The sequence below is a fragment of the Companilactobacillus metriopterae genome, from assembly GCF_002762335.1.
GTDB lineage: Bacteria > Bacillota > Bacilli > Lactobacillales > Lactobacillaceae > Companilactobacillus > Companilactobacillus metriopterae.
This window is the reverse complement of the sequence record NZ_CP024610.1, coordinates 1,100,592-1,126,885: the sequence shown is the minus strand read 5'-3', so window position 1 is coordinate 1,126,885 and position 26,294 is coordinate 1,100,592. Positions and strand designations below refer to the sequence as shown.

24 protein-coding genes and 1 pseudogene are annotated in these 26,294 nt (G+C 33.0%); 24 read left to right on the top strand and 1 reads right to left on the bottom strand.

From position 1 onward, the window contains the following. Positions 1-3 precede the first annotated feature (3 nt). From purN to purD, 3 genes are read left to right on the top strand one after another with little or no spacing between them, the layout of a single operon-like run. On the top strand, positions 4-588 hold the full coding sequence (purN, locus tag CS873_RS05520) for a phosphoribosylglycinamide formyltransferase (protein ID WP_099974877.1): 585 nt from the start codon (positions 4-6) through the stop codon (positions 586-588). Beyond that, positions 585-2,126 (top strand): bifunctional phosphoribosylaminoimidazolecarboxamide formyltransferase/IMP cyclohydrolase, encoded by a 1,542-nt coding sequence (purH, locus tag CS873_RS05515; RefSeq protein ID WP_099974876.1) that lies wholly within the window; start codon positions 585-587, stop codon positions 2,124-2,126. The genes purN and purH overlap by 4 nt, the downstream gene beginning before the upstream one ends. Positions 2,127-2,137: 11 nt before the next feature. Then, on the top strand, positions 2,138-3,403 hold the full coding sequence (gene purD, locus CS873_RS05510; protein WP_099974875.1) for a phosphoribosylamine--glycine ligase: 1,266 nt from the start codon (positions 2,138-2,140) through the stop codon (positions 3,401-3,403). Here purD and CS873_RS05505 read toward each other — a convergent pair. Next, positions 3,400-4,029 (bottom strand): lysophospholipid acyltransferase family protein, encoded by a 630-nt coding sequence (locus CS873_RS05505; RefSeq protein WP_099974874.1) that lies wholly within the window; start codon positions 4,027-4,029, stop codon positions 3,400-3,402. The genes purD and CS873_RS05505 overlap by 4 nt on opposite strands. A gap of 34 nt (positions 4,030-4,063) precedes the next feature. On the opposite strand from CS873_RS05505, the gene CS873_RS05500 reads away from it, so the two are divergent. The 21 genes and pseudogenes from CS873_RS05500 to grpE all read left to right on the top strand — a co-directional run bounded on the left by CS873_RS05500 (position 4,064) and on the right by grpE (position 26,273). Beyond that, the gene (locus tag CS873_RS05500) at positions 4,064-4,789 is read left to right on the top strand and encodes a tRNA1(Val) (adenine(37)-N6)-methyltransferase (protein WP_099974873.1); all 726 of its coding nucleotides are present in this window, start codon (positions 4,064-4,066) and stop codon (positions 4,787-4,789) included. Beyond that, a complete protein-coding gene (locus CS873_RS05495; protein WP_099974872.1) occupies positions 4,782-5,051 on the top strand; it encodes a GIY-YIG nuclease family protein in 270 nt (89 codons plus the stop codon). Before CS873_RS05500 ends, CS873_RS05495 begins: the two co-directional genes overlap by 8 nt. 141 nt (positions 5,052-5,192) lie before the next feature. After that, entirely contained in the window at positions 5,193-5,948 is a 756-nt protein-coding gene (gene rpsB / locus CS873_RS05490) for a 30S ribosomal protein S2 (RefSeq protein ID WP_099974871.1), read from the top strand. 81 nt (positions 5,949-6,029) lie between these two features. Beyond that, on the top strand, positions 6,030-6,905 hold the full coding sequence (tsf, locus tag CS873_RS05485) for a translation elongation factor Ts (RefSeq protein WP_099974870.1): 876 nt from the start codon (positions 6,030-6,032) through the stop codon (positions 6,903-6,905). Positions 6,906-7,021: 116 nt separating this feature from the next. Next, positions 7,022-7,750 (top strand): UMP kinase, encoded by a 729-nt coding sequence (gene pyrH, locus CS873_RS05480; protein WP_099974869.1) that lies wholly within the window; start codon positions 7,022-7,024, stop codon positions 7,748-7,750. 2 nt (positions 7,751-7,752) lie between these two features. Further along, positions 7,753-8,313, top strand: coding sequence for a ribosome recycling factor (gene frr / locus CS873_RS05475; protein ID WP_099974868.1), 561 nt, complete (start codon positions 7,753-7,755; stop codon positions 8,311-8,313). 16 nt (positions 8,314-8,329) lie between these two features. After that, a complete protein-coding gene (locus tag CS873_RS05470) occupies positions 8,330-9,064 on the top strand; it encodes an undecaprenyl pyrophosphate synthase (RefSeq protein WP_099974867.1) in 735 nt (244 codons plus the stop codon). A 14-nt stretch (positions 9,065-9,078) separates the two neighbouring features. Then, the gene (locus tag CS873_RS05465; RefSeq protein ID WP_099974866.1) at positions 9,079-9,873 is read left to right on the top strand and encodes a phosphatidate cytidylyltransferase; all 795 of its coding nucleotides are present in this window, start codon (positions 9,079-9,081) and stop codon (positions 9,871-9,873) included. A gap of 17 nt (positions 9,874-9,890) precedes the next feature. Next, positions 9,891-11,159 (top strand): RIP metalloprotease RseP, encoded by a 1,269-nt coding sequence (rseP, locus tag CS873_RS05460; protein ID WP_099974865.1) that lies wholly within the window; start codon positions 9,891-9,893, stop codon positions 11,157-11,159. 12 nt (positions 11,160-11,171) lie between these two features. Continuing rightward, positions 11,172-12,878, top strand: a complete 1,707-nt coding sequence (locus CS873_RS05455; protein ID WP_099974864.1) for a proline--tRNA ligase — start codon at positions 11,172-11,174, stop codon at positions 12,876-12,878. A gap of 45 nt (positions 12,879-12,923) precedes the next feature. Beyond that, on the top strand, positions 12,924-17,222 hold the full coding sequence (locus CS873_RS05450) for a PolC-type DNA polymerase III (RefSeq protein WP_099974863.1): 4,299 nt from the start codon (positions 12,924-12,926) through the stop codon (positions 17,220-17,222). A 118-nt stretch (positions 17,223-17,340) separates the two neighbouring features. After that, the gene (rimP, locus tag CS873_RS05445) at positions 17,341-17,808 is read left to right on the top strand and encodes a ribosome maturation factor RimP (protein ID WP_099974862.1); all 468 of its coding nucleotides are present in this window, start codon (positions 17,341-17,343) and stop codon (positions 17,806-17,808) included. A gap of 11 nt (positions 17,809-17,819) precedes the next feature. Then, a pseudogene (gene nusA / locus CS873_RS05440) lies at positions 17,820-18,872 on the top strand (transcription termination factor NusA); the annotation flags it as partial. Between the two features lie 50 nt (positions 18,873-18,922). After that, entirely contained in the window at positions 18,923-19,231 is a 309-nt protein-coding gene (gene rnpM, locus CS873_RS05435) for an RNase P modulator RnpM (RefSeq protein ID WP_099974861.1), read from the top strand. Next, a complete protein-coding gene (locus CS873_RS05430; protein ID WP_099974860.1) occupies positions 19,228-19,527 on the top strand; it encodes a L7Ae/L30e/S12e/Gadd45 family ribosomal protein in 300 nt (99 codons plus the stop codon). Before rnpM ends, CS873_RS05430 begins: the two co-directional genes overlap by 4 nt. A gap of 13 nt (positions 19,528-19,540) precedes the next feature. Beyond that, positions 19,541-22,228: a translation initiation factor IF-2 gene (infB, locus tag CS873_RS05425; RefSeq protein ID WP_099974859.1), complete on the top strand. Its 2,688-nt coding sequence runs from the start codon at positions 19,541-19,543 to the stop codon at positions 22,226-22,228. A gap of 13 nt (positions 22,229-22,241) precedes the next feature. Continuing rightward, the gene (rbfA, locus tag CS873_RS05420; protein WP_099974858.1) at positions 22,242-22,598 is read left to right on the top strand and encodes a 30S ribosome-binding factor RbfA; all 357 of its coding nucleotides are present in this window, start codon (positions 22,242-22,244) and stop codon (positions 22,596-22,598) included. A 107-nt stretch (positions 22,599-22,705) separates the two neighbouring features. Continuing rightward, the gene (gene truB / locus CS873_RS05415; protein WP_099974857.1) at positions 22,706-23,608 is read left to right on the top strand and encodes a tRNA pseudouridine(55) synthase TruB; all 903 of its coding nucleotides are present in this window, start codon (positions 22,706-22,708) and stop codon (positions 23,606-23,608) included. Between the two features lie 10 nt (positions 23,609-23,618). Further along, positions 23,619-24,548: a riboflavin biosynthesis protein RibF gene (gene ribF / locus CS873_RS05410; RefSeq protein ID WP_099974856.1), complete on the top strand. Its 930-nt coding sequence runs from the start codon at positions 23,619-23,621 to the stop codon at positions 24,546-24,548. A gap of 121 nt (positions 24,549-24,669) precedes the next feature. After that, on the top strand, positions 24,670-25,716 hold the full coding sequence (gene hrcA, locus CS873_RS05405; RefSeq protein WP_099974855.1) for a heat-inducible transcriptional repressor HrcA: 1,047 nt from the start codon (positions 24,670-24,672) through the stop codon (positions 25,714-25,716). A gap of 14 nt (positions 25,717-25,730) precedes the next feature. Then, on the top strand, positions 25,731-26,273 hold the full coding sequence (gene grpE / locus CS873_RS05400; RefSeq protein WP_099974854.1) for a nucleotide exchange factor GrpE: 543 nt from the start codon (positions 25,731-25,733) through the stop codon (positions 26,271-26,273). Positions 26,274-26,294 lie beyond the last annotated feature (21 nt).

Here is a 26,294-nt window from a genome sequence, read left to right as displayed (position 1 = left end):
AATATGAAAATAGCCATATTTGCATCTGGAAATGGTTCTAATTTTGAAGCAATTATAAAAAACACTTTGCTCAGAGATAAGGGCTTATCAATAAGTATCATGGTATGTGATAAACCTGAAGCAAACGTTATTAAATTGGCTGAGAAGTACAAAATATCTATATTTATTAATCAATTAGAGAATTATCCAGATAGATCCTCTTATGAGGAAGCAATAATTAAATTACTGAAGCCGTATGACATTGATTACATCATTCTTGCAGGATATATGCGTGTTGTGACTGCTACATTATTATCCGAATATCCACGAAGAATAATAAATATTCATCCATCATGTCTTCCAGCTTACTCAGGATTAAGAGCTATAGAGAGAGATTTTGAAGCAGATGAGGAAGAAACAGGGGTTACTATTCATTACATAGATGAAGACGTAGATACAGGTCCTCTTATCCAACAAAAAAAAGTACCAATTTACAAAAACGATACACTACCAATATTAGAAAAAAGAGTTCATTCAGTAGAACACGAATTATATTCAGAAGTTTTGGCAAAATTATTAGATCAATATAATAAAGGGGAACAATTATGAAAAGAGCTCTTATAAGTGTGTCAGACAAAACAAATATTACAGAATTTGCAAAAAAACTAATAAAAAATAATTATTCGATAATTTCTACAGGTGGAACATTTAAAGTATTGAAAGATAATAATATTGAAGTAACAGAAGTTTCTGATATAACAAAATTTCCTGAGATGCTTGATGGTAGAGTTAAAACACTTCATCCTAATATCCATGCTGGGTTACTAGCAAAGAGAAGTAACAAGGATCATATGGAAACTTTAGATAAATATTCAATAGAACCAATCGACTTGGTTTGTGTAAATTTATACCCTTTTAAAGAAACAATTCAGAATTTAGATATAAGTTTAGATGAAGCAATAGAACAAATTGATATCGGTGGTCCATCTATGATCAGATCAGCATCAAAGAATTTCAAAGATATTACAGTTATAGTGGATCCAAAAGACTATAATGAGGTGATAGATAAAATTGAGTTATCTCAAAATGATGTTGATTATAGAAAGCAACTTGCTTGTAAGGCATTTGAACACACTGCTAACTACGATTCTATAATTGCAGGTTATTTTGAAAATCAAATTGGAAAAGAATATCCCCAAGAAAAGAGTATTTCTTTAGAATTTAAGGATTCTTTGAGATATGGCGAAAACTCGCACCAAAGTGCTGCATTCTACAGAAATTCTATTCCTACAAGTTACTCAATTGCCTCAAGTAAACAATTAAATGGTAAAGAATTATCATATAACAATATTAAAGACGCTGATGCTGCAATCAAAATCATTGCAGATTTTGATGAACCTTGTGTTGTGGCTTTAAAACACATGAATCCATGTGGAATTGGCGTTGATAGTGAGAATATTTTTAATGCATGGGAAAGAGCATATTCCGCAGATAGGACTTCCATTTTTGGTGGTGTCATTGTTTCTAATCGTGAAGTATCTAAAGCAATGGCGGAACAAATGCATAAGATTTTTTTGGAAATCATAATTGCACCAAGTTTTTCAGAAGAAGCTGTAGAAATTCTTTCAAGCAAAAAAAATCTTAGACTTTTAGAGTTAGATTTTTCAGAGTATCAAAAAGCAGACAAGATGGAGTATGTTTCGGTTCTTGGAGGCACGTTAGTACAAGAAAGAGATTCTTGTGTTGATTCTCTGAACGATTTTGAAATTGTTACAAAAAAAGAACCAAGCACTGATGAGATAGAAGCACTATTATTTGGTCAAAAAGTTGTTAAACACGTAAAAAGTAATGCGATAGTTATTTCAGGTAAAAATCAAACCTTGGGTATTGGTGCAGGTCAGATGAATAGGATTGGATCTGTAGAAATTGCATTAAAACAAGCAATACAAAATGAATCTAAAGAATTAATGATTATGGCGTCAGATGCCTTTTTCCCAATGGATGATTGTGTTGAATATGCTGCTAAGCATGGAGTAACAGCAATTATCCAACCTGGTGGATCAATTAAGGATCAACAATCTATTGATAAAGCAAATGAATATGGCATTTCTATGATTTTTACAGGAAGAAGACATTTTAAACATTAAGGAGGATTCTGTTGAAAATATTAGTAATTGGCCGTGGTGCGAGAGAACATGCAATTTGTAAAAAAATAATTAAAGATGGTAATGATGTTATTTGTGCTCCAGGTAATTCCGGTATGAGTTTGTTTGGAATAAAAACTGTTGATATATCAGAAAATGATTTTGAATCTCTAATTCAGTATGTTATCGATCAGAAAATAGAATATTCTATTGTGGGACCAGAGGAGCCTTTAGTTGCAGGAATTGTAGATTATTTTAGAGAACGTGGGTTAAAAATATTCGGTCCTACTAAAGAAGCAGCAAAGATTGAGGGATCAAAAATATTTTCAAAAAATTTAATGCTCGAAAATGATATACCTACAGCTAGTTATGAAGAATTTACAGATTATGATTTGGCAACAGAATATGTAAAAAGTATCGAGTCATATCCAATAGTTATTAAAGCAGATGGTTTAGCATCCGGAAAGGGTGTGTACATTGAGAAAGATATGGAATCATCTCTAAAAACAATTAAAAATCTTTTGTTAGATTCTAAATTTGATACAGAAAAAATTGTTATTGAAGAGTATCTAACTGGGACAGAATTTTCTTTAATGTCTTTTGTTTCGGAGAACAATATTAGTTTTATGCCAGTTGCTCAAGATTACAAGAGATCTTTGGAAAATGATATGGGTCACAATACAGGAGGCATGGGGGCTGTTAGTCCAGTGTCATCACTCACTGAAGAAACTATAGAATTTTCTAAACAGAAGATTGTAATTCCTTTTGTTGAAAGTTTAAAAAAACAAGGGATATCTTTTACAGGTATTTTGTATGCAGGATTAATTTCAACAGAGACTGGTGTCAAAGTAATTGAATTTAATGCACGATTTGGTGATCCAGAAACCGAAGTAATTTTAAGAAGATTGGAAACGAGTTTATCAGAGATAATAAATTCATATATTAATGATGAACCAATTGATATATCTTGGAATCAAAGTGGATATTCTGTTGGTGTCTTCATTGCCAGTAACGGTTATCCAATAAAAATTCAAAAAAATGAAATAATACTTAAAAATGAAAATATTAAAGAAATAGAGAATATTGATTTTGCTGGTGTTAAAGTAATTGATGAGAATATTGTTAGTGATGGCGGTAGATTGTTTTTAGTTTCTGCAGATGATGAGAATTTTCATCATGCAAGGTCAAAGGCATATAAACAAATTTCTAAATTAAATCCTCAAAATTCATTTTATCGATCAGATATTGGTATTAACGCTAAAAAAAAGACTGAACTTTAATGTTCAGTCTTTTTTTGTGGAATATATTTAAATTCAGGATTAATTTGATTGTCTACAACTTTCCAAGCATCTTCCATATCAACATTAACTTTTTCTATTTGATCCTCAGTTAATTTGGCTTTGAAATCAAAGTCTATTTCCTTACCTATACCGATAGTGATTTGTTGATGTTTTAATAGTCCCCAAAACGTTAAGGGACCTTGGTAAACTACAGGGACAAGAGGCGCTTTTGAAAGTTTTGCTATTAATGCTGCACCACCTTTTAAGTCTTCAGAATATCTTGTTCCTGATGGAAACATTATTAGCACTTGACCTTTATTTTTCATGTTTTTAATTGGTGTTTTAACTACAGAAGGACCTGGTTTTTCCCGATCAACAGGGAAAGCGTGTGAGTGGAAAAGAATAAATCTCAAAATAGGATTTTTAAATATTTCTTTTTTAGCCATAAATGTAGCTTCTCCGGGAGATATTGCTAGCGCAAAAAATAATGGTTCCCACCAAGTTCTGTGAGGTGCTACTATAATATATGGACCGTCAGGAATATTTTCTTTTCCATCAATTTTGAAACGACCATTTAAAATAAACACGATAATACGTACTAAAACACGAATAAATTTATAGAACATAATTAAATAATCTCCTAAAGGTAAGAGTATAAATATGGAAAAAATTACAAAAGACATTATATCTAATAGCGGTATAGAAATATACCAAGACAAAGATCTTTATTCATTTAACTTAGATACCATTTTACTATATAATTTTGTAAATCCGGTAAAAAAAGGAACTATTGTAGACTTGTGCTCTGGAAATGGTGTTATTGGACTGAGTTTGGCATCAAAAACTGATGCAAATATTAAATTAATAGAGATACAAAAAGAACTTGCTCAGTTAGCGGTGGAGAGTATCAAATTAAATAATCTTGAAAATAGAGTTGAAATGATTAATATCGATTTAAAAAATGCACAGAAATATATTAATCACGATAGCGTTGACCTAATAACTTGTAATCCACCTTATTTTAAAATTGATGACAATACAAAAACTAAGAATAATGAGGTGCTTTCAAAAGCAAGGCATGAACTACTAACCAACTTAGATGATATATGTAACATGGCTAAGATATTGCTAAAAGAAAACAAACATTTTTACATGGTACATCGCCCAGAAAGACTAGTGGAAATATTTAGTTCTATGAACAAACATAATTTACAACCAAAAAAAATTCAGTTTGTCAGAAGTTATGACGACAAAGATGCTAATTTAGTTTTGATTGACGCAATCAAAACTGTTAAATCGGCTTCCTTAAAAATAATTCCTGATTTAGTGATATATGATGAAAACGGAAATTTAACTTCAAAGGCAGAAAAAATAATTAATGGATGAAAACAATTATTACGTCTATATATTACTTTGCTCGGATGCAACATTTTACATTGGGACAAGTAATGACGTCGACAAGAGAGTGGCAACACACAATTCGGGTAAAGGTGCTAAGTATACTAAATTTAGAAGACCCGTAAAATTATTGTATAAAGAAGGACTCAATTCAAAATCTGAAGCTTTAAAGAGAGAAGCAGAATGGAAAAAGAAAACTAGAAAAGCTAAGGAATTATTTTTGCAGAATCACGGAATTAATTGGCAATAATTATTGAAACATTTCTAAGTATTCTGTATACTAGAAATTTGTATGAATAAATACGCACACTTAATGATTTAGATATTGGTGCACAGATGTGTTTTATCTAAAAGTGATTTAAGTGGAGGAAAAAACCAGGAGGAAATTTTTATGTCAGTTATTTCAATGAAACAACTACTAGAAGCAGGTGTTCACTTTGGACACCAAACAAGACGTTGGAACCCTAAGATGGCTCCATTCATCTTTACACAAAGAAATGGTATCTACATCATCGATCTACAAAAAACAGTTCGCATGATTGACGATGCATACAACTATATGAAGGCTGTTGCCGGTGATGACGGAATTTTCCTATTCGTTGGTACAAAGAAGCAAGCTCAAGATGCTATTGCTGAAGAAGCACAACGTTCAGGTCAATATTATGTAAACCACCGTTGGTTAGGTGGAACACTAACAAACTGGAACACTATTCAAAAACGTATCAAGAGATTAAAAGAAATCAAAGCTATGGCTGAAGACGGTACATTTGAACGTCTACCTAAGAAAGAAGTTGCACTTCTTACAAAACAACAAGCTAAGCTTGAAAAATTCCTTGGTGGTATCGAAGATATGCCAAGAATTCCAGATGTTATGTTTATCGTTGACCCACATAAAGAAACAATTGCAGTTAACGAAGCTAAGAAACTTAACATTCCTATCGTAGCTATGGTTGATACAAATACTGATCCTGATAACATCGATGTTATCATTCCATCTAACGATGATGCTATCCGTGCTGTTAAGCTAATCGTTTCAAGAATGGCAGATGCTATCATTGAAGGTAAACAAGGTGAAGAAAGTGTAGCTGCTGAAATGACAGAAGCTGCCGAAGAATCAACAGAAACTGCTACTTCAACTGAAGAATAATTTAATATATAATAAAATAGTATTTTAAATAGCCGTCTGATAAAGATGGCTTTCTTTTTAAAGAATGGAGGATATTAAAGAATGGCTAATATTACTGCTGCTCAAGTAAAAGAATTACGTGATAAAACAAGTGTTGGTATGATGGACGCTAAAAAGGCCCTTGTATCAGCTGATGGAGATATGCAAAAAGCTATCGACGAACTACGTGAAAAGGGTATTGCTAAGGCTGCCAAGAAGAATGATCGTATTGCTGCTGAAGGTCTTGCACATATTCAAATTGATGGCAACAGAGCATCAATCATCGAAGTTAACTCAGAAACAGACTTTGTTTCTTCAAATGATAAATTTCAAGCTCTTGTAAATAACATTGGTAATGCAATTGTTAAAGAAGCTCCTAAGACAATGGACGAAGCATTAGCACTTAAGATTGATGGTGAAACAATTGATGAAGCTATTACTAATCTAACAGCTGTTATCGGAGAAAAAATCACTCTAAGACGTTTTGAAGTGGTTGAAAAAACAGATTCACAATCATTTGGTTCATACTTACATAATGGTGGTCTAATTGCTGCACTTACTGTTATTGAAGGTGCTGATGAAACAACAGCTAAAGATGTTGCTATGCACGTTGCTGCTGTTAATCCACTATATATGACTCGTGAAGATGTTCCTGCTGATGTTCTTGCTCATGAAAAAGAAGTTATCACAAAGGAAACTCTTGAAGAAGGTAAGCCAGAAAATATCGTACCTAAGATTGTTGAAGGACGTATTAACAAATATCTATCAGAAATCAGTTTAGCAGATCAAGAATTTGTTAAAGATTCAGATATGACAGTTAAACAATACGTTGATTCAAAAAATGGTAAACTTATTTCTTACACAAGATTTGAAGTTGGTGAAGGTATTGAAAAAGCCGAAAACAACTTTGCTGAAGAAGTTATGAATCAAGTAAAATAAAAAGCCAATAAGGCTTTTTTTTTATACTTTTTTCCGAAAAATCAACCATTATGAAGACCGGAACTAGTTAATATGTTAAAATATTTATTAGTAAAATTTCAAAAAGGAGTTTATTTATGCCTGAAATCAAATATAAAAGAGTAATTTTAAAAATTTCCGGTGAAGCACTTGCCGGAGAAAAGGGTTTTGGAATTAATCCACCTGTAATTAAGTCAATTGCTGAACAAATTAAGAGTGTCAATGATCTTGGAGTTCAAGTCGCTATTGTTTGTGGTGGCGGAAATATTTGGCGCGGTGAAACAGGTGCTGAAATGGGCATGGATAGAGCTCAAGCTGATTACATGGGTATGATGGCAACAGTTATGAATGGTCTTGCTTTACAAGATGGGTTAGAACAAGTGGGAGTCCCTTCACGTGTTCAAACATCCATTGAAATGCGTCAAGTAGCTGAACCATATATTAGAAGAAGAGCAATCAGACACTTAGAAAAAGGTAGAGTTGTTATTTTTGCTGGTGGAACAGGTAATCCTTACTTCTCAACAGATACAACTTCAGTTCTACGTGCTGCTGAAATAGAAGCAGATGTAATATTGATGGCTAAGAATAATGTTGATGGTGTTTATTCGGCAGATCCTAACAAAGATCCAAATGCTGTGAAATTTGATGAGTTATCACAATTAGACTTAATCAATAAAAATCTTGGAGTTATGGATTCAACTGCTTCTTCATTATCAATGGATAATCATATACCTCTAGTTGTTTTCAATCTAAATGAACCTGAAAATATTAAAAAAGTTGTTCTTGGTGAGAATATTGGAACAATTATTAAGGACGGTAATAACTAATTATGGCTGATAATAATGCAGTATCTAAATCAAGAGAAAATATGAATAAATCTATCAGTGTTCTGCAACAAGAACTAGGTAATATTAGAGCTGGTAAAGCCAATGCATCAATTTTGAATAATGTTAAGGTTATGTACTATGGATCTGAGGTACCTTTGAATCAAGTTGCTTCTATAAATATTCCAGAAGCTCGCGTTTTATTAATAACTCCTTTTGATAAAACAGCACTTGATGATATAGAGTATGCTATAAACAATGCTGACTTAGGTTTAAATCCAGCCAATGATGGAAATGTAATAAGACTAGTTATTCCTCAACTAACTGGAGAACGAAGAAAAGAAATTGCTAAGCAAGTGGGTAAAGAAGCCGAAAAAGCTCGTATTGCTGTTAGAAATATTAGACGTGATGCAATGGATGATGTTAAAAAACAACAAAAAAACAGTGAAATCACAGAAGATGATTTGCATGATTTAGAAAAACAAATTCAAAAAGTTACAGATGATGCTGTTTCTAAGATTGACGAATTAGCTGCAAACAAGGAAAAAGAAATTACAGAGGGTTAAATCTGGTAATTAATTTATGTTAAAAAATAGTGATTCTGAACTGAATATTCCCAACCATATTGCTATCATAATGGACGGTAATGGACGTTGGGCTCAAAGAGTAGGTAAACCTAGAATTTCAGGGCATAAAGAAGGAATGAATAACGTTAAAAGAATTGCAACAGCTGCAAGTAATCTTGGCGTGAAAGTTTTAAGTCTTTATGCTTTTTCTACTGAAAATTGGACAAGACCTAGTGCCGAAGTTAGTTTTTTAATGAAATTGCCAATTGATTTCTTTGATGTTTTTATGCCTGATTTAATTAAGGAAAATATCAAAGTTGAAGTCACTGGTTTTGTTGATGATTTACCTAATAAAACTAAGAAAACTGTTTTAAAAGCCGTTGAAGATACAAAAGAAAACACCGGAATGATACTTAACTTTGCGTTTAATTATGGAAGTAGAGCTGAAATTGTTAATACTACAAAGCTAATTGCTCAAAAAGTAAAAGAAGGATCAATAGAAATTGATGATATCAATGAAGATCTTATCAATAATAATCTATTGACTAGTATCTTAGGTAAATATGCTGATCCTGATCTTTTGATTAGAACTAGTGGTGAAGAACGTATCTCTAACTTTATGTTATGGCAAATGGCATATACTGAAATGATTTTTGATGAGACTTACTGGCCCGATTTTACGTCTGAAAACTTGGTTGAAGATATAAAAATATTTAACGAGAGAGACAGACGATTTGGATCTGTAAAATAAGGGGACATATTATTATGAGACAACGTGTTATTACTGCTGTGATTGCATTAGCCATTTTTATTCCAATATTACTTGTTGGAGGTATTTGGCTAGAAGTTACAGCTGCAGCACTTGCTGTTGTGGGTATTTTTGAAATATACATCATGCGTAAGAGAATCATTGTTTCAATGGATTTTGTTATAAGTGTCTTGGGAACCATTTCTCTAGCTTTACCTGTAGGATTTTATAAGATTTGGTTACCTGATAAATTCTCAAGAATTGATGTATTCTATATTTTTGCTATTCTATTGTTAATCTGGACAGTTCTTTCAAAGAATAAATATACATTTGAAGATGCCGCTGTTTCAGTAATTTCAATGTTATATATTGGAATGGGATTTCACTATCTAGCAGCAGTTAGAAATACTAATGATGGTTTTGCATTGTTGATGTATGCATTTATTGTAATTTGGTCAACTGATATTTTTGCATATGTTTTCGGTAGAAAAATCGGAAAACATAAACTATGGCCAACAATTAGCCCAAATAAAACTTGGGAAGGAACAATTGCCGGTATCATATGTGCATTAGTCCTTTCGGGAATTTATATGTATTTTGTTCCACAACATTATTCAATGGCAACAATGCTGCTAATTGCCTTATTCCTTTCAATTATGGGACAAATGGGTGATTTGATTGAATCAGCGTATAAGAGATACTACAAAGTTAAAGATTCAGGAAACATTCTTCCAGGACATGGTGGAATTTTAGATAGATTTGATAGTATGCTTATTGTTCTACCGTTATTACATTTATTTGGATTAGTTTAATCCATTCGGAGGTTTATATGACCGCAATAATTACTTTTATAATTGTATTTGGTATTTTAGTTATTGTTCATGAGTTTGGACATTACTATGCAGCCAAGAAATCTGGAATTTTAGTCAGAGAATTTTCTGTTGGAATGGGTCCTAAGCTTGTTGCTTATCGCAGAAATAGCACTACATATACTTTAAGACTATTGCCTTTGGGTGGATATGTCAGAATGGCTGGATCTCAAGAAGACGATTCTGAAATTAAACCAGGAACAATGATTTCTTTAGTTTTAAATGACAACGAAAAAGTTACTAAAATAATTATTTCTAGTAAAATTCAAGAAGATAATGCTATACCAGTTCAAGTTTCTAAATCTGATTTAGTCGATGATTTAGTAATTGAAGGTTTTGAAAATGGTGATGAATCAGAGACAAAGAGTTATACTGTAGATCACGATGCAACTATTATTGAACAAGACGGAACAGAAGTTCAAATAGCACCTCGAGATGTACAACTTCAATCTGCTTCTGTTTGGCAAAGAATGATTACAAACTTTGCAGGACCACTAGGTAATTTTATTTTAGCGATTCTTTTATTTATGCTATTTGCATTTATGTCAGGTAGTGTACCATCATCAAGTAATCAAATAGGTATGGTACAAAAGGATTCTGTGGCTCAAAAGGCTGGAATTAAAAAGAATGATAAAATTATAAAAGTTAATGGTAAGACAACTAATAAGTGGACAGATGTTCAGAATAATATTCAAGATAATCCTGGTAAGAAGATAACTGTTCAAGTTAAATCAGGAAATAAGACCGAAAATATCAATTTAGTTCCTAAGTCCGTTTCTTATAATGGTGATAAATATGGAATGATTGGAATTGGTGGAAGTACTGATTCTGGATTTGGTGCTAAAATAACTTACGGTTTCACTCACAGTTGGGAAGTTACAAGTCAAATATTCCATGCACTAAAGGTCATGGTCACTGGTGGATTTAATCTTAACCAATTGTCAGGTCCAGTAGGTATCTATTCAATGACAGCACAAGCTTCATCAAACGGATTGCTTTATGTAATATCATTTATGGCTATGCTTTCAATCAATTTGGGAATTGTTAACTTGATTCCTATACCAGCTTTAGATGGTGGTAAAATTTTGCTAAACATCATTGAAGCTATCAGACGTAAACCAATTCCAGAAGAATACGAAAATGTTATAACACTTGTTGGTGTAGCTATTCTTGTTATTCTAATGGTTTCAGTTACATGGAATGATATTCAAAGGTTCTTTATTAAATAGGGGGAAGAAAACTTGAAACAATCAAAACTGCTTATTCCGACATTAAAGGAAACACCATCTGATGCAGAGGCGATTAGCCACCAGTTGATGCTTAGAGCTGGATATGTTCGACAAGTATCAGCAGGGGCATATAGTTACCTTCCTCTTGCCTGGACAGTTATTCAAAAAATAGAAAACATTATTCGTAAAGAAATGGCAAAAATAGATGCTGCTGAAATGCAGATGCCATCGTTACTTCCTGCCGATTTATGGCGTGAAAGTGGACGATACGAAACGTATGGTGAAAATCTATTTAAATTAAAAGATCGTCATGGACGAGATTTTATATTAGGTCCTACACATGAAGAAGTCTTTACAAATATTGTAAAAGAAAGTTTAAACAGTTATAAAAAATTACCATTAGTTCTCTATCAAATGCAGACTAAGTTTCGTGATGAAGATCGTCCTCGTTATGGACTACTTCGTGGACGTGAATTTATTATGCAAGATGTTTATTCATTTACAGCTAATACTGATCAGCTAGATGTAGTATTCAATCAAATGGAACAAGCATACCGCAATATTTATGATGCCTGTGGATTAGATTATCGAGTAATCATCGGTGACGCTGGAGCTATGGGTGGAAAAACTTCTAAAGAGTTTTCTGCTATGGCTGCTATCGGTGAAGATACTATCGTTTATTCAGATGAAAGTGATTATTCTGCTAACATCGAAATGGCAGTAAGTAAAATTGATGATAATGTATCTGAAGATAAGTTATCCATTGAAGAAGTTTCAACACCAGATGTACATACAATTACTGAACTTTCTGATTTATTAGACATTGATGCAAGTAAGATAATGAAGGCTGTTGCATATGTTGTTGACGAAAAACCAGTTCTAGTTATGATCAGAGGAGACTTTGACGTAAATGATGTAAAAGTACAGAACTATTTGGCTGCTGACTTTATGGAAGAAGCAACACCAGAACAAGTAAAAGAAATGTTTGGAAGTGTACCAGGATTTATTGGACCTAAGAATATTAAAGAAGACGTGGAAGTTCTTTATGATAGTTCTGTTGCTGGGTTAACAAACTTTGTATTGGGACCAAATAAAGAGAATATTCACTATATCAATGCCAACTTTGAAGATATATCAGAAGCAACACCTGAATTTCATGATTTCCGTGTTGTGAAAGAAGGAGAAGGTTCACCAGATGGACATGGTGCTCTAAAATTCACCCGTGGTATTGAAATTGGACATATCTTTAAATTAGGTACAAGATATTCTGAGGCACTTGGAGCTAACTTCTTGGATGAGAATGGTAAGAATAATCCTCTTATTATGGGCTCATATGGAATAGGTATATCAAGACTTCTTTCTGCCATTATTGAACAAAATAACGATGAAAATGGTATTGTTTGGCCTCATTCACTTGCTCCATACCAAGTTCACGTTGTTCCAATAAAATATGAAGATAAAATCCAAGGTGACTTAAGCAATGAGATAGTAAGTAATCTTCAAGATGAAGGTTTTGACGTATTACTTGATGATCGTAAAGAAAGACCAGGAGTTAAATTTGCAGATTCAGACTTGATGGGATTACCAATAAGAATTACAGTAGGTAAAAAAGCTGATCAAGGTATTGTTGAATTGAAAATTAGAAACACTGATGAAACAATTGAAATTAATAAAGATGAATTAGTTAATTCAGTAAAAATTTTGCTTAAGAACAATTAGATTGTCTTAGGCTTTTTTTACGTAATGATTACGAAGGTTATTTAAATGGACAAAAATCAATCATTTAACGTTTTACTAAAACAAATCAAAATGGAAAACCAGCTAAATGGTAGCGGTTCTTTTGATAATGCCAAAATAGAAAAACTTGAAGTTCACAGAAACTCTAGAAGCTGGACATTTTATTTTGAATTTAATAGTGTTATTCCTTTTAATGAATTTCAAATATTTACTGAAGCACTAAATGAATCATTCAGAGATATTGCAGAAGTAGATTTTGAAATATCAACAGTTAATTCACAATTGAATAAAAATGATTTGTTAGATTATTGGCAATATGTTCTTAAACATGCTGACCTAAATTCACCAATTGTTCCGCAATTATTAAGTCAAAATCCTCCTAAACTAGAAAATGATCAGGTATTTCTTGAAGTTACAAATGGTTTTGTAAAAGACATAATGAATGGAGATTTAACTACAAAGATTGAACAAGAATATATCAATCTAGGATTTCCAAACTTTAAAATTAGACTGAATGTTGATGAAGAAAAGTCTCAAGCATCTCTTGAAGAAATTAAGAGTCTAAATGAACAAAAAACAAAAGAATTTCAAGAAAAAGTATCTGCATCTAATAATGAAAAGAAAGCTGTCTCTTCTAAATCCGTCTCAAGAGTTGGTAAGAAAATTGCTGACAAACAAGAAATTACCAATATGGTCGACATAATAGAAGAAGATCGTAACAAAATTGTAGAAGGTTACGTATTTGATAAAGATGTGCGTAAACTTAAATCCGGTCGTGAGTTATTACTTTTAAAGGTGACTGACTATACATCATCTTTTAGTATAAAAAAATTCTCTAACGATTCAGGTGATGAGGCTTTCTTTGAATCTCTAGGAAAGGGATCATGGATAAAAGCACGCGGAAATGTTCAAGAAGATAACTTTTCTAGAGAACTTGTCATAATGGCAAATGACATCGAAGTTATTAAACATGATGATAGACAGGACACAGCAGAAGAAGATAATAAACGAATTGAGCTACATACTCACACTAATATGAGTCAAATGGATGCTATCTCTAGCGTTACTGACATTGTTAAACGTGCAAGTGACTGGGGACAACCAGGTATCGCCATAACTGATCATCATACTCTTCAAGCTTTTCCAGATGCATACAGTGCAGGAAAAAAATTTGGAGTAAAAGTAGCTTATGGTGTAGAGGTCGACTTAGTAGATGAAGGAAATCCAATTGCATATAATCTTCGAGACGAAGAGATTTTACCAGCTGAATATGTAATTTTTGATGTGGAAACTACAGGTTTATCTGCAGTTTATGACACAATTATTGAGTTGGGAGCAACAAAAATGAAGGATGGGGAGGTTATTGATTCATTTGATGAATTTATTAACCCTGGACATCCCTTATCTGATATAACAACCAATCTAACAAGTATTACAGATGCTATGGTTCAAAATGCACCTGATGAACAAACAATAATTTCAAAATTTATGGATTTTGTAGGTAATGATGTACTTGCAGGGCACAACGTTACTTTTGACATGGGATTTTTGAATGCAGCCTTAGTGCGAATGGGTAGAGAAAGACTTTCTATGCCAGTTATAGATACACTAGAAATGTCTAGAAATCTTCATTCAGAACACCGTAATCATAAATTAGATGCTTTAGCAAAAAGATATAATGTATCACTGGAACATCATCATAGAGCTAATCATGATGCTGAATCTACAGGTTATATTATGTATAAGATGTTCTCAGAGATGTTGGACGCTTACGGAACTAAGAATATTAATCAGTTAAATGATAATGTTGGTGGAGCAGATTCTTATAAACAAGCACGTCCAAATCATGCAATTTTATTAGCTCAGACACAAACAGGGCTTAAAAACCTATTCAAATTAGTTTCTAGTTCAATGACTGAATATTATTACCGAACAGCTAGAGTTCCTCGTAGAATACTGAACAAGTACCGAGAAGGTATATTGGTAGGATCTGCATGCCAAGATGGTGAAGTATTCACAAGTATGATGCAAAAAGGTTACGATGAGACAAAAGAGTTAGCACAATTCTATGACTACCTAGAAGTAATGCCAAAACCTATTTATCAGAATTTAATAGATCGTGAAATTATTCAAGATGAAACATCCTTGGAAGAAATAATTTCAAACATTATTAAACTAGGTAATGAAATAAACAAGCCTGTAGTCGCTTCAGGAGACGTTCACTATCTAGACGCTGAAGAAAAAATATATCGAGAAATTGTTATCAAAGCAGTCAAGAGCAATCCTCTTGCTAGAAGAGAATTACCAGACGTGCACTTTAGAACAACTAATGAAATGTTTGATGAATTTAATTTCTTAGATGAAAATACTGTACAAGAAATAGTTGTTGATAATCCTCAAAAAGTTTTGGATATGATAGATAATGATATTTCTCCTGTTAAGGATAAATTGTATACTCCTAAAATTGATGGTGCTGAAGACGAAATACGCAATAGAACAATGGACAAGGCACATGAATTGTATGGTGAAGATCTACCTGAAATTGTGCAGGAGAGAATGGATAAAGAATTGAAAAGTATCATTGGTAATGGGTTTTCAGTTATTTATCTAATTTCACAACGCTTAGTTTCTAAATCCAATAAAGATGGATATTTGGTTGGTTCCCGTGGATCTGTCGGATCAAGTTTTGTCGCTACAATGACGGGAATTACGGAAGTTAATCCTTTACCACCTCATTATCGATGTGGCGAATGTAAATATTCAGAGTTCTTTACAAAAGGTGAAGTAGGTTCAGGATATGATCTTCCAGATAAAAAATGTCCTAACTGTGATATAGATCTACTAAAAGATGGACAAGACATCCCTTTTGAAACTTTCTTAGGATTTAAAGGTGATAAGGTTCCTGATATTGATTTGAATTTCTCAGGTGATTACCAACCAGTTGCTCACAATTATACAAAAGTGTTATTTGGTGAAAATAATGTATTTCGTGCGGGAACAATTGGAACAATTGCTGATAGAACAGCCTTTGGTTATGTTAAGAACTATGAAGAATTAACAGATCAACAATTCAAAAATGTAGAAGAAGAACGCTTGGCTTTGGGATCTACAGGAGTTAAGAGAACTACAGGACAACATCCTGCCGGTATTTTGGTAGTTCCTGATTATATGGATATTTATGATTTCACACCTATTCAATATCCAGCAGATGATCAGACTTCTGCTTGGAAGACAACTCACTTTGATTTTCATTCAATTCATGACAATATTTTAAAACTTGATATTCTGGGTCATGATGATCCTACCATGATTCGTACTCTTCAAGATTTAACAGGAATAGATCCGTTAACAATACCTGTTGATGATGCAGAAGTTATGAAACTATTCTCAGGTACCGACTCATTAAAAGTTGCTCCAGAGCAAATTTATTCAAAAACAGGTACGCTAGGTGTACCTGAATTTGGTACTCGATTTGTTCGAGGTATGTTGGAGAAAACACATCCAACAACATTTTCAGAGTTACTACAAATATCAGGATTATCACATGGGACCGATGTATGGTTGCAAAATGCCGAGGACTTGATTGATCAGGGTATTGTTACTTTGAAGGAAGTTATTGGATGTCGTGATAATATTATGGTCGATCTAATTCACTACGGAATGGACGACCAAACGTCATTCTTGATAATGGAAAGTGTACGTAAGGGTAAAGGAATTAACGATGATTGGAAACAAAAAATGAAGGAAGCTGATGTTCCAGATTGGTATATTGAATCATGTTTAAAGATTAAATATATGTTTCCTAAGGCTCATGCCACTGCCTATATTCTGATGGCATTGCGTATTGCATACTTTAAAGTTCATTACCCAGTTCAATATTACAGTGCCTACTTCTCAGTACGTGCTGACGACTTTGATTTGGTTGCTATGTCTAAAGGTAAGTTATCAGTTAAAAATTCTATGCAAGTTATCAACGATAAAGGTATGGAAGTTTCAACTAAAGAGAAAAATCTGCTTACAGTTTTAGAAATAGCTAATGAGTGTTTGGAACGTGGCTTTACAATTAAAATGGTTGATATTGAAAAATCAGATGCTTTTGATTTTAAGATTGTCGATGAAAACACATTACTGGCTCCATTCAATGCTATTCCTGGACTAGGAGATAACGTTGCTAAGCAAATAGTTGCAGCACGTGAAGAAAAACCATTCTTATCAAAAGAAGATTTATCAACACGTGGTAAAGTGTCTAAAACAATTATCGAATATATGACTGATAATGGAGTTTTAGACGGTATGCCAGACGAGAATCAACTTTCTTTATTCTAATTAGCAAAATTTGTATATGGCGCTAGTTTATGATATTCTATACGAAGTTAATATTTGTGTATTGAGTGAGCAGAAATGCTCACTCATTTTTTTGCCAATATTTTATGGAGGTTAATTTTTGGATACAAAAATCGAAGAACTAAAAGCTATTTTGCAACCCATTCTAGATGAACATGCCTTTTTCTTGGTAGATCTAGAATTTGTACATGAACGTGGTGATTGGTACTTGAGAGTTTATGCAGATAAACCAGGTGGAATCAACATCGAAGATTGTGCATTGATAAGTGAAGAATACGGTGAAAAATTGGACGAACTCGATCCTATTTCACCAGCTTACTATTTGGAAGTTTCTTCACCAGGTGCAGAACGTCCTTTGAAGAACGATGAATCATTACAAGATAGTATTGGTGAATATATTAATGTTTCCCTATATCAAAAGCTTGATGGGGAGAAGTCTTACGAGGGTACATTACTAGAATTAACTGATGATCAGATTACTCTTGAAATCAAAGTAAAAAACTTAAAGAAAAAAGTTGAAATATCTAGAGATAAAATCGCCAAAATTCGAATGGCTATTGAATTCTAAGGAGAGAATTTATGAGTAAAGAAATGGTTGATGCGCTTGATGCGCTTGAAAAAGAAAAAGGTATCAAAAAAGAGTATGTGATTGAGTCACTTGAGGCAGCACTTGTTGCAGCTTATAAGAGAAATTACAATCAAGCTCAAAACGTTGAAGTAGAATTTGATGCTAAAAAAGGTAACATTCATGTATATGCCGTTAAAGAAGTTGTTGAAGAAGTAGTTGATGATAGACTTGAAGTAAGTCTTGAAGAAGCACTTGAGAAGAGCAAAGGTTACGAACTTGGTGATCATATGCAATTTGAAGTAACACCTAAAGATTTCGGTAGAATTGCTGCTCAAACTGCTAAACAAGTTATAATGCAAAGAGTTCGTGAAGCAGAGAGAGATATCATTTACAATGAATACAGCCAATATGAGCATGAAATTATTCAAGGAACTGTGGAAAGAATCGATAGTCGCTTTGTTTATATTACATATGGACGTATTGAAGCAGTTATGGCTAAACAAGACCAAATGCCTGGTGAAATATATAATCCTCGTGATCGAATTAGGGTATATGTGACAAAAGTTGAAAATGCTACAAAAGGTCCTCAAGTCTTTGTTTCAAGAACTGATCCAGGTTTGGTTAAGAGATTATTCGAACAAGAAGTTCCAGAAATTTATGATGGAACTGTAGAGATTGTATCTATTGCTAGAGAAGCAGGAGATAGAACAAAAATTGCTGTTAAATCAACAAATCCTGATCTTGATCCAGTTGGTACATGTGTTGGTCCTAAGGGATCACGTGTTCAAGCAGTTGTAGATGAATTGAACGGTGAGAATATTGATGTTGTACCATATGTTGATGATCCAGTAGATTTCATTGCTAATGCATTGAACCCTGCAGAAGTAATTGCAGTTCAATTTGAAGAAGAAGATAGTAAGAAGTGTTTAGTTATTGTTCCTGACTATCATCTATCTCTTGCCATTGGTAAAAAAGGTCAAAATGCTAGATTAGCTGCCAAGCTGACTGGTTATAAGATTGATATCAAGCCAGAATCTCAAGTTGAATTCGTTGATGAAAATGATCAAGATGTAGACATTGAAGATATCTAATAAATTTTAAGGAGGTGATAGCTATGGGTACTAAAAAGATTCCTATGAGAAAAGATATTTTAACCAATGAAATGTTTCCCAAACGAGAAATGGTTCGTATTGTGAAAGATAAAGAGGGTAATATATCTATTGATCCAACCGGAAAAAAATCTGGTCGAGGTGCATATGTTGGATTAGATCCAGAAGCTGTCATAAAGGCAAAGAAAAAGAAAACTTTGGAAAAAACTTTTTCTGCTTCTATACCTGAAAACTTCTATGATGAACTTCATGATTTTGTGGAACATCAACAAGCACGTAAGGAATTATTTGGAGATTTAGGTAAAAAACATTGAAAAATGAATTTTTAAATTTACTTGGAATTGCCAATAGAGCAAGAAAAATAATTGGTGGAACTGAAATTACAATAGACGGTGTGAGAAATCATAGTGTTAAGCTAATCATTATGGGTAGTGATTGTAGTGATAGAACAAAAAAAGAAGTTAACAATAAAGCAACTTTTTACAAAGTTCCCGTAGTTGACCAATTTAGTAGCGAAGAGATAATAAAATCAATTGGTCGTAAGCGCAAAGTAATAGGTATTACTGATGCCGGATTTGCTAAGAGATTAGTTGAAATAACTGAAAAATAAGGAGAGTGATAGGATGGCTAAAAAGAGAATTTATACTATTGCAAAAGAAAATAGTGTTGAAAATCAAGCTGTACTAGATGCTGCCGCAAAACTAAACATTGATGTGAAAAATCACATGTCTTCTGTCGATGAAGATGCTGAAAAGAAAATTATTTCTACTTTAAAGGGTGGAAATAATTCTGCTGCACCTGAAAAGGCTAAAAAAGCAGTTAAATCAGATGAAAAATCTACAGCTGCTAAACCAGCTTCTTCAGATAGCAACAAACCATCTGAAAAGACAAAAATTAAAATTAGTGCTGTTCGTCGTGATCCAAACAAGAACAAAACTAATAAATTTAATAATAATAATAATTCTAGAAATAACTCTAACGGTCAAAGACCTAATAATGGACGTCCTAACAACAATAACAATTCAGGTCGCCCTAATAATAACAACAATAATCGTCGTAATAACAATATTTCTAGTCAACAACAAGCGCCAAGACCTCGTCAAGGTGGAGCAGGTGCTAAGTATCTAGATCAATTTAAGACTGATATGCAAAGTGCTTCTAGAACACCAGAAAGAAGTACTAACAACAATCAATCACGACGTAATAATAATAGTTCACGTCCTACAAACAATACTGGAAGTAACAATAGACCAGCTAATAATGTAAATAGAGACAAGAAACCTGTTACTAATAATAATCAAAAACCAGTGCAAAATTCGGCTGCTAATAAGCCAAATGTTGAAATACCAAAAGAAGCATTTTCAGCTGCTCCTTCAAATGGTCCTGCTGAAAATACACGCGGTAAGAAACCTGTAAATCGTAACTTTGATAATAAGCAAAATCTTGGAAATCCTTATGGATCTCGTAAGAAAAAGAAGAATCGCAAGAAGCAACAACAACAGCGTAACAATGAACCTAAGAAGGTTATGCCACAAAGAAAAGAACGTCCATTACCAGAAACACTTGTTTATACAGTTGGTATGAATGCTCAAGATTTAGGTAAAATTCTTCACCGTGAACCAGCTGAAATTGTTAAAAAAGTGTTCATGCTGGGAATGATGATCAATCAAAATCAATCACTAGACAAAGATACAATTGAACTTATAGCTGAAGATTATGGAATTCAATCAGAAGAAAAAGTTCAAGAAGATATTGCTGATATTGATCAATTTTATGAAGAAGAAATCAAAAATTCAGAGAACAGTGTACCTCGTCCTCCTGTTGTTACAATTATGGGACACGTTGATCATGGTAAGACAACCTTGCTAGATAATTTGAGAAATTCTCACATTACAGATTCTGAAGCTGGTGGAATTACTCAACATATTGGTGCTTATCAAGTTAGATTGTCTGATAGATTAATTACATTCCTTGATACTCCTGGACATGCTGCATTTACTAACATGCGTGCTCGTGGTGCTGACGTTACTGATATTGTTGTACTAGTTGTTGCTGCTGACGATGGTGTTATGCCTCAAACAATTGAAGCTATCAACCATGCTAAAGCAGCTGGTGATCCAATCATCGTTGCTGTTAATAAAATCGATAAACCAGGTGCAAATCCACAACATGTAATTGACCAACTTATGGAATATGAATTAATTCCTGAAGAATATGGTGGAGATACAATCTTTGTTCAAATTTCTGCAAAACAAGATATTAATATCGATCAATTGTTAGAAATGATTCTTCTACAAGCAGATGTGCTTGAATTGAAAGCAGATCCTGATCAAAAAGCTGTTGGTACTGTTATCGAAGCTAAACTTGATAAGGGTCGTGGACCAGTTGCATCACTACTAGTTCAACAAGGTACTCTTCATGTGGGAGATCCGATTGTTGTTGGTAATACCTTTGGTCGTGTTAGAACAATGACTGACTATCAAGGTAAAGAAATAACTGAAGCATTACCTTCTCAACCAATTGAAATTACAGGATTAAATGATGTTCCAGAATCAGCAGATAAGTTTGTTGTCTTTGAAGATGAGAAGACAGCTCGTGCAGCTGGTGAAGAACGTGCTAACCGTGCTCTTCAAGTTGAACGTCAAAAAACAAATCCAGTTACTCTAGATAATCTATTCGAGACAATGCAAGAAGGAGATCTTAAGAAAGTTGACGTTATTATTAAGGCCGACGTTCAAGGATCTGCTGAAGCTATTGCAGGAAGTCTTAAGAAGATTGATGTTGAAGGTGTTAGAGTAAATATTATCCATCAAGCAGTTGGTGCTATTACTGAGAGTGATATCAACCTTGCTGCAGCAAGTAATGCTATTGTTATTGGATTTAATGTTCGTCCAACAGCACAAGCTAAACTTCAAGCAACAGAAGATAACGTAGATATTCGTCTACACAGAGTTATTTATCAAGCAATTGATGAAATTGAAGCTGCCATGAAGGGTATGCTAGAACCAGTTTATGAAGAAAAAATCACAGGTAACCTTACTGTTCGTGAAACTTACAATGTTTCTAAGATTGGTACAATTGCCGGTTGTATTGTTGACAATGGATACATAAATCGTGAAAGTGGCGTTCGCCTTGTTCGTGATGGAGTTGTTATCTATGAAGGTAAGCTAGCATCACTTAAGAGATTCAAAGATGATGTTAAAGAAGTCAAGGCAGGTTTCGAATGTGGTGTAACAATTGAAAACTACAATGACATCAAGATTGCTGATCAAATTGAAGCATATGTAATGGAAGAAGTTCCTGTAAAATAGGAGATAATTATATATGAAACACAGAATTGGTAGAGTTGAACAAGAAATTCAAAAAGAAGTTAATGATATTTTATTGAAGAGAGTCAGAGATCCACGTGTTCAAGGTGTTACAGTTACTGGTGTTGAAATGACAGGTGACTTACAAACAGCTACTATTTATTATAGTATTTTATCTAACAAGGCTAGTGATGCTGAAAAAACACAAACTGGTCTTGATAAATCTAAAGGTATAATAAAAAAAGAACTAGGTTCAAGATTAACTCTTTATAAAATTCCAGATCTAAAATTCAAACAAGATGAATCTGTTAGATATGGTGAAAAAATTGATCAACTTATAGCAAAACTTCATCAAGATGAAGCAAATAAATAAAATAAAAAGAGCCAAGTTCAGATATCAAAATATCTGACTTAGCTCTTTTTTTGTCTAAAATTTGATATAATTAATCTCTGTATAGCTTTAGAACAGGAGATTCAAGAATGAATGGAATTGTTCCTTTAAATAAAGATCTAGGTAAAACTAGTTCAGATTATGTATATAAGTTACGTAAGATTTTGCAAACAAAAAAAATAGGACACACTGGGACTTTGGATCCACTAGTTGATGGTGTATTACCTATATGTGTTGGTCAGTCTACAAAATTGGTTGAGCGTTTGACTAGCTCATCTAAAGAATACTGTGGAGAAATTACTATTGGTCGATCTACAACTACTGAAGATAGAGAAGGTGAAACAGTAGATTCCAAACCAGTTTTAAATGAAATTTCTATTGAGAATATTAGAGAAACCCTTAGTTCTATGGAAGGAGAAATAGAACAAATACCTCCTATGTTTTCTGCAGTTAAAGTAAATGGTAAAAAATTATATGAATATGCTAGAGCTGGGGAAACGGTCGAGCGCCCTGTCAGAAGAATAAATATTTATAAATTTGAATTAAATGGTGAAATAGAATTCAATGAAGACACAAATGAACAAACAGTACCTTTTAGAGTTCGTTGTTCTAAGGGAACTTATGTTAGAACACTAGCAGTTCAAGTTGGTGAAAAACTGGGATATCCAGCATTTATGTCACAACTAACACGAGTTGAAAGTGCAGGTATTTTGATAGAAAATACTTATCATTTAAGTGAAATAGAAGAGATGGTAAAAAATGAAAATTATGAATTTTTAACTTCAATAGAAAGTGTTCTTTCATATCTACCAAAGTATTCATTAAACGATGATGAATGGAATCTTGTGTGTAATGGTGTAGGGTTGCAACTAAATAGTGATAAAAATTCCGAAGTAGCACTCTATTTTGAAGATAAAATAAAAGCAATATATAAGTATGATCACAGTAAAAATCTTTGGGTAGCTTCTACTATGCTACTTCAAAATAATTAAGAGTAAAAATATGAAAATATACTACGTAAGTTATCCAATTAAAAAAAATGAAAGACCACAAAAAGATACTGTCTTGATTATGGGATTTTTTGATGGAATTCATAAGGGTCATCAAGAAGTAATCCAAAAGGGTGTTGAATTAGCACAAAAAAACAACTTGGAATCAGTCTTGATTACGTTTGATAGATCACCAAGAGTAGTTTATCAAAATGAAAAAAACTATACTTATTTATCTACTATGCGTCGAAAATCAGAACTAATTAAAGAATTAGGAGTAGATGACGTTTACTTTTTAGAATTTAGTGACGAACTAGCTCATCTGAGTCCTCAAGACTTTGTAAATCAATATATGATTGATATGAATGCAAAATTTGTAGTTGCTGGTTTTGATTATACATATGGTAAAAAAGATATAGCTAATATGAATTTATTACCTAAATATTCTAAAGGTAACTTTGAAGTAATAAGTGTTCCTAGACTTGATAATAAAGATAGAAAAATCGGTTCTAGTGAAATTAGGGAATTACTTAAAAATAATAAAGTAACTGAGGCCAATGATTTATTGGGTTACGCCTATCAGAATCAAGGGGTTGTAGTTCACGGATTAAAAAGAGGTCGTGAAATGGGTTTTCCCACAGCTAATATTAAACCAACAGCGGATCAGCTGATTCCTGGTGTCGGTGTTTATGTGACACGTGTTTTTATAAAAGGGAAATGGTATGAAGCAATGACTTCAGTTGGTTACAATGTTACTTTTGAAGAAGAGACAGGATTAACAATTGAATCAAATATTTTAAATTTCCATGATGATATATATGACGAACCTATTAGAATTGAATGGTTAAAATATTTGCGTGGAGAAGTGAAATTCAATAGTATGGATGAGTTAATCGATCAACTTCATCAAGATCAAAAAGATACAGAAGAATATTTTAAATAAAAAGAAAGTTCATTATGAACTTTCTTTTTTATGTGTAATCACTTGACACAAAGCGTTTAGATTGATATATTTTAGGATGTTAGCACTCAAGGTTTAATAGTGCTAAAGGAGGCTGGTAGTAATGCTAACACAACGTCAAGATGCTATTTTACGCGAAGTTGTAAGTATTTATACAGATACTGGTCAACCAGTTGGTTCCAAGACACTAATGAATAATTTACCATTTTCGGTAAGTTCAGCTACCATCAGAAATGAGATGGCTGCCTTAGAAGATTCAGGGTATTTGGAGAAGACACATTTATCTTCTGGAAGAATTCCGTCTGTTCAAGGATATCGTTATTATCTGGATAATTTGGTGCAACCAGTTTCAGTATCTGACGAAATTTCTAGAAGTATTGATCAGAATTTTGGTCGTGAATATCATCAAATTGATGATTTGATTCAGGAATCTGCCAAAATTTTATCACATCTAACAAGTTATACGGCTATTACTTTGGGACCAGAAGGGCAGTCAATTCTCTTAACAGGATTTAGAATTGTCCCTTTAAATCCACATCAGATAATGGCAATTATTGTTACAAGTGATAATAATGTCGAAAGTAATATATACACAGTAGATGAAAAAATTGACTCAGAATTAATAGAAAAAATCGTTCGAATTGTAAATGACAAATTGATCGGTAAACCTTTAATTCAAGTTCAAAAATTACTTCAAACAGAAATTCCAGCTATATTAACGCAATACATGTATTCTGATAGTGGATTTATTGATATGCTTTCGGGATTGTTTAAGAAAGCAGAGTCAGAAAAGTATTTTGTTGATGGTCAATTGAATCTTTTAAATTATGCGCAGGATTATGATTCCAGTAATGTTCAATCATTATTTTCAATGATTAATGGGAGTGATGATTTGAAGCAGTTACTTGATACTGGTGAAGATAACAACGAAATAATTGTTAGATTTGGTAGTGAGCTCGGTAATGATACTCTAAAAAATTATAGTCTTATTACCACAAATTATGATGCTGGAGAACATGGAAAAGGTTTAATAGCAATTTTAGGACCAACACAAATGCACTATTCACAACTTATTGGTTTAATGGGTGAATTCAGACAAGAGTTCTCAAAAAGACTAATGGATTATTATTCAAGGTATGATGATTCATAATATAGGAGGAATTTATGGCAGATAAAGAAAACAAAATCGAATCTACAGATGAAGAATTAGAATTGGATGTAGAATCAGATGACTCTGTTAAAAATGATGAAACTAATGAAGAAATAGAAGCTCTTAAAGAAGAAAAATCTGAGCTTGAGGATAAATATTTACGTGCTCAAGCTGAAATGCAGAATATGACAGCTCGCCATCAAAAGGAAGTTGCAAGCATCCTAAAATATGATGGACAAAATCTAGCAACCGAAATTCTTCCTGTTCTAGATAACTTAGAGAGAGCTCTGACAGTTGAAGCCGATGATGAGGCAAGTGCTCAATTGAAAAAGGGGATTGAGATGGTTCAGACACATCTGATCAATGCTTTTAAAGATAATCAAGTTATTGAAATAAATAATAAAAACGAAAAATTTGATCCAACTGTTAACCAAGCTGTACAAACTGTTCCAGCGACTGAAGACAATCCCGCTGATACAGTAGTTGAAGTACTCCAAAAAGGCTATATGTTAAATGATCGAGTTTTAAGACCAGCAATGGTAGTCGTTGCAAAATAAAAAATAGAAGAGGTTAATATT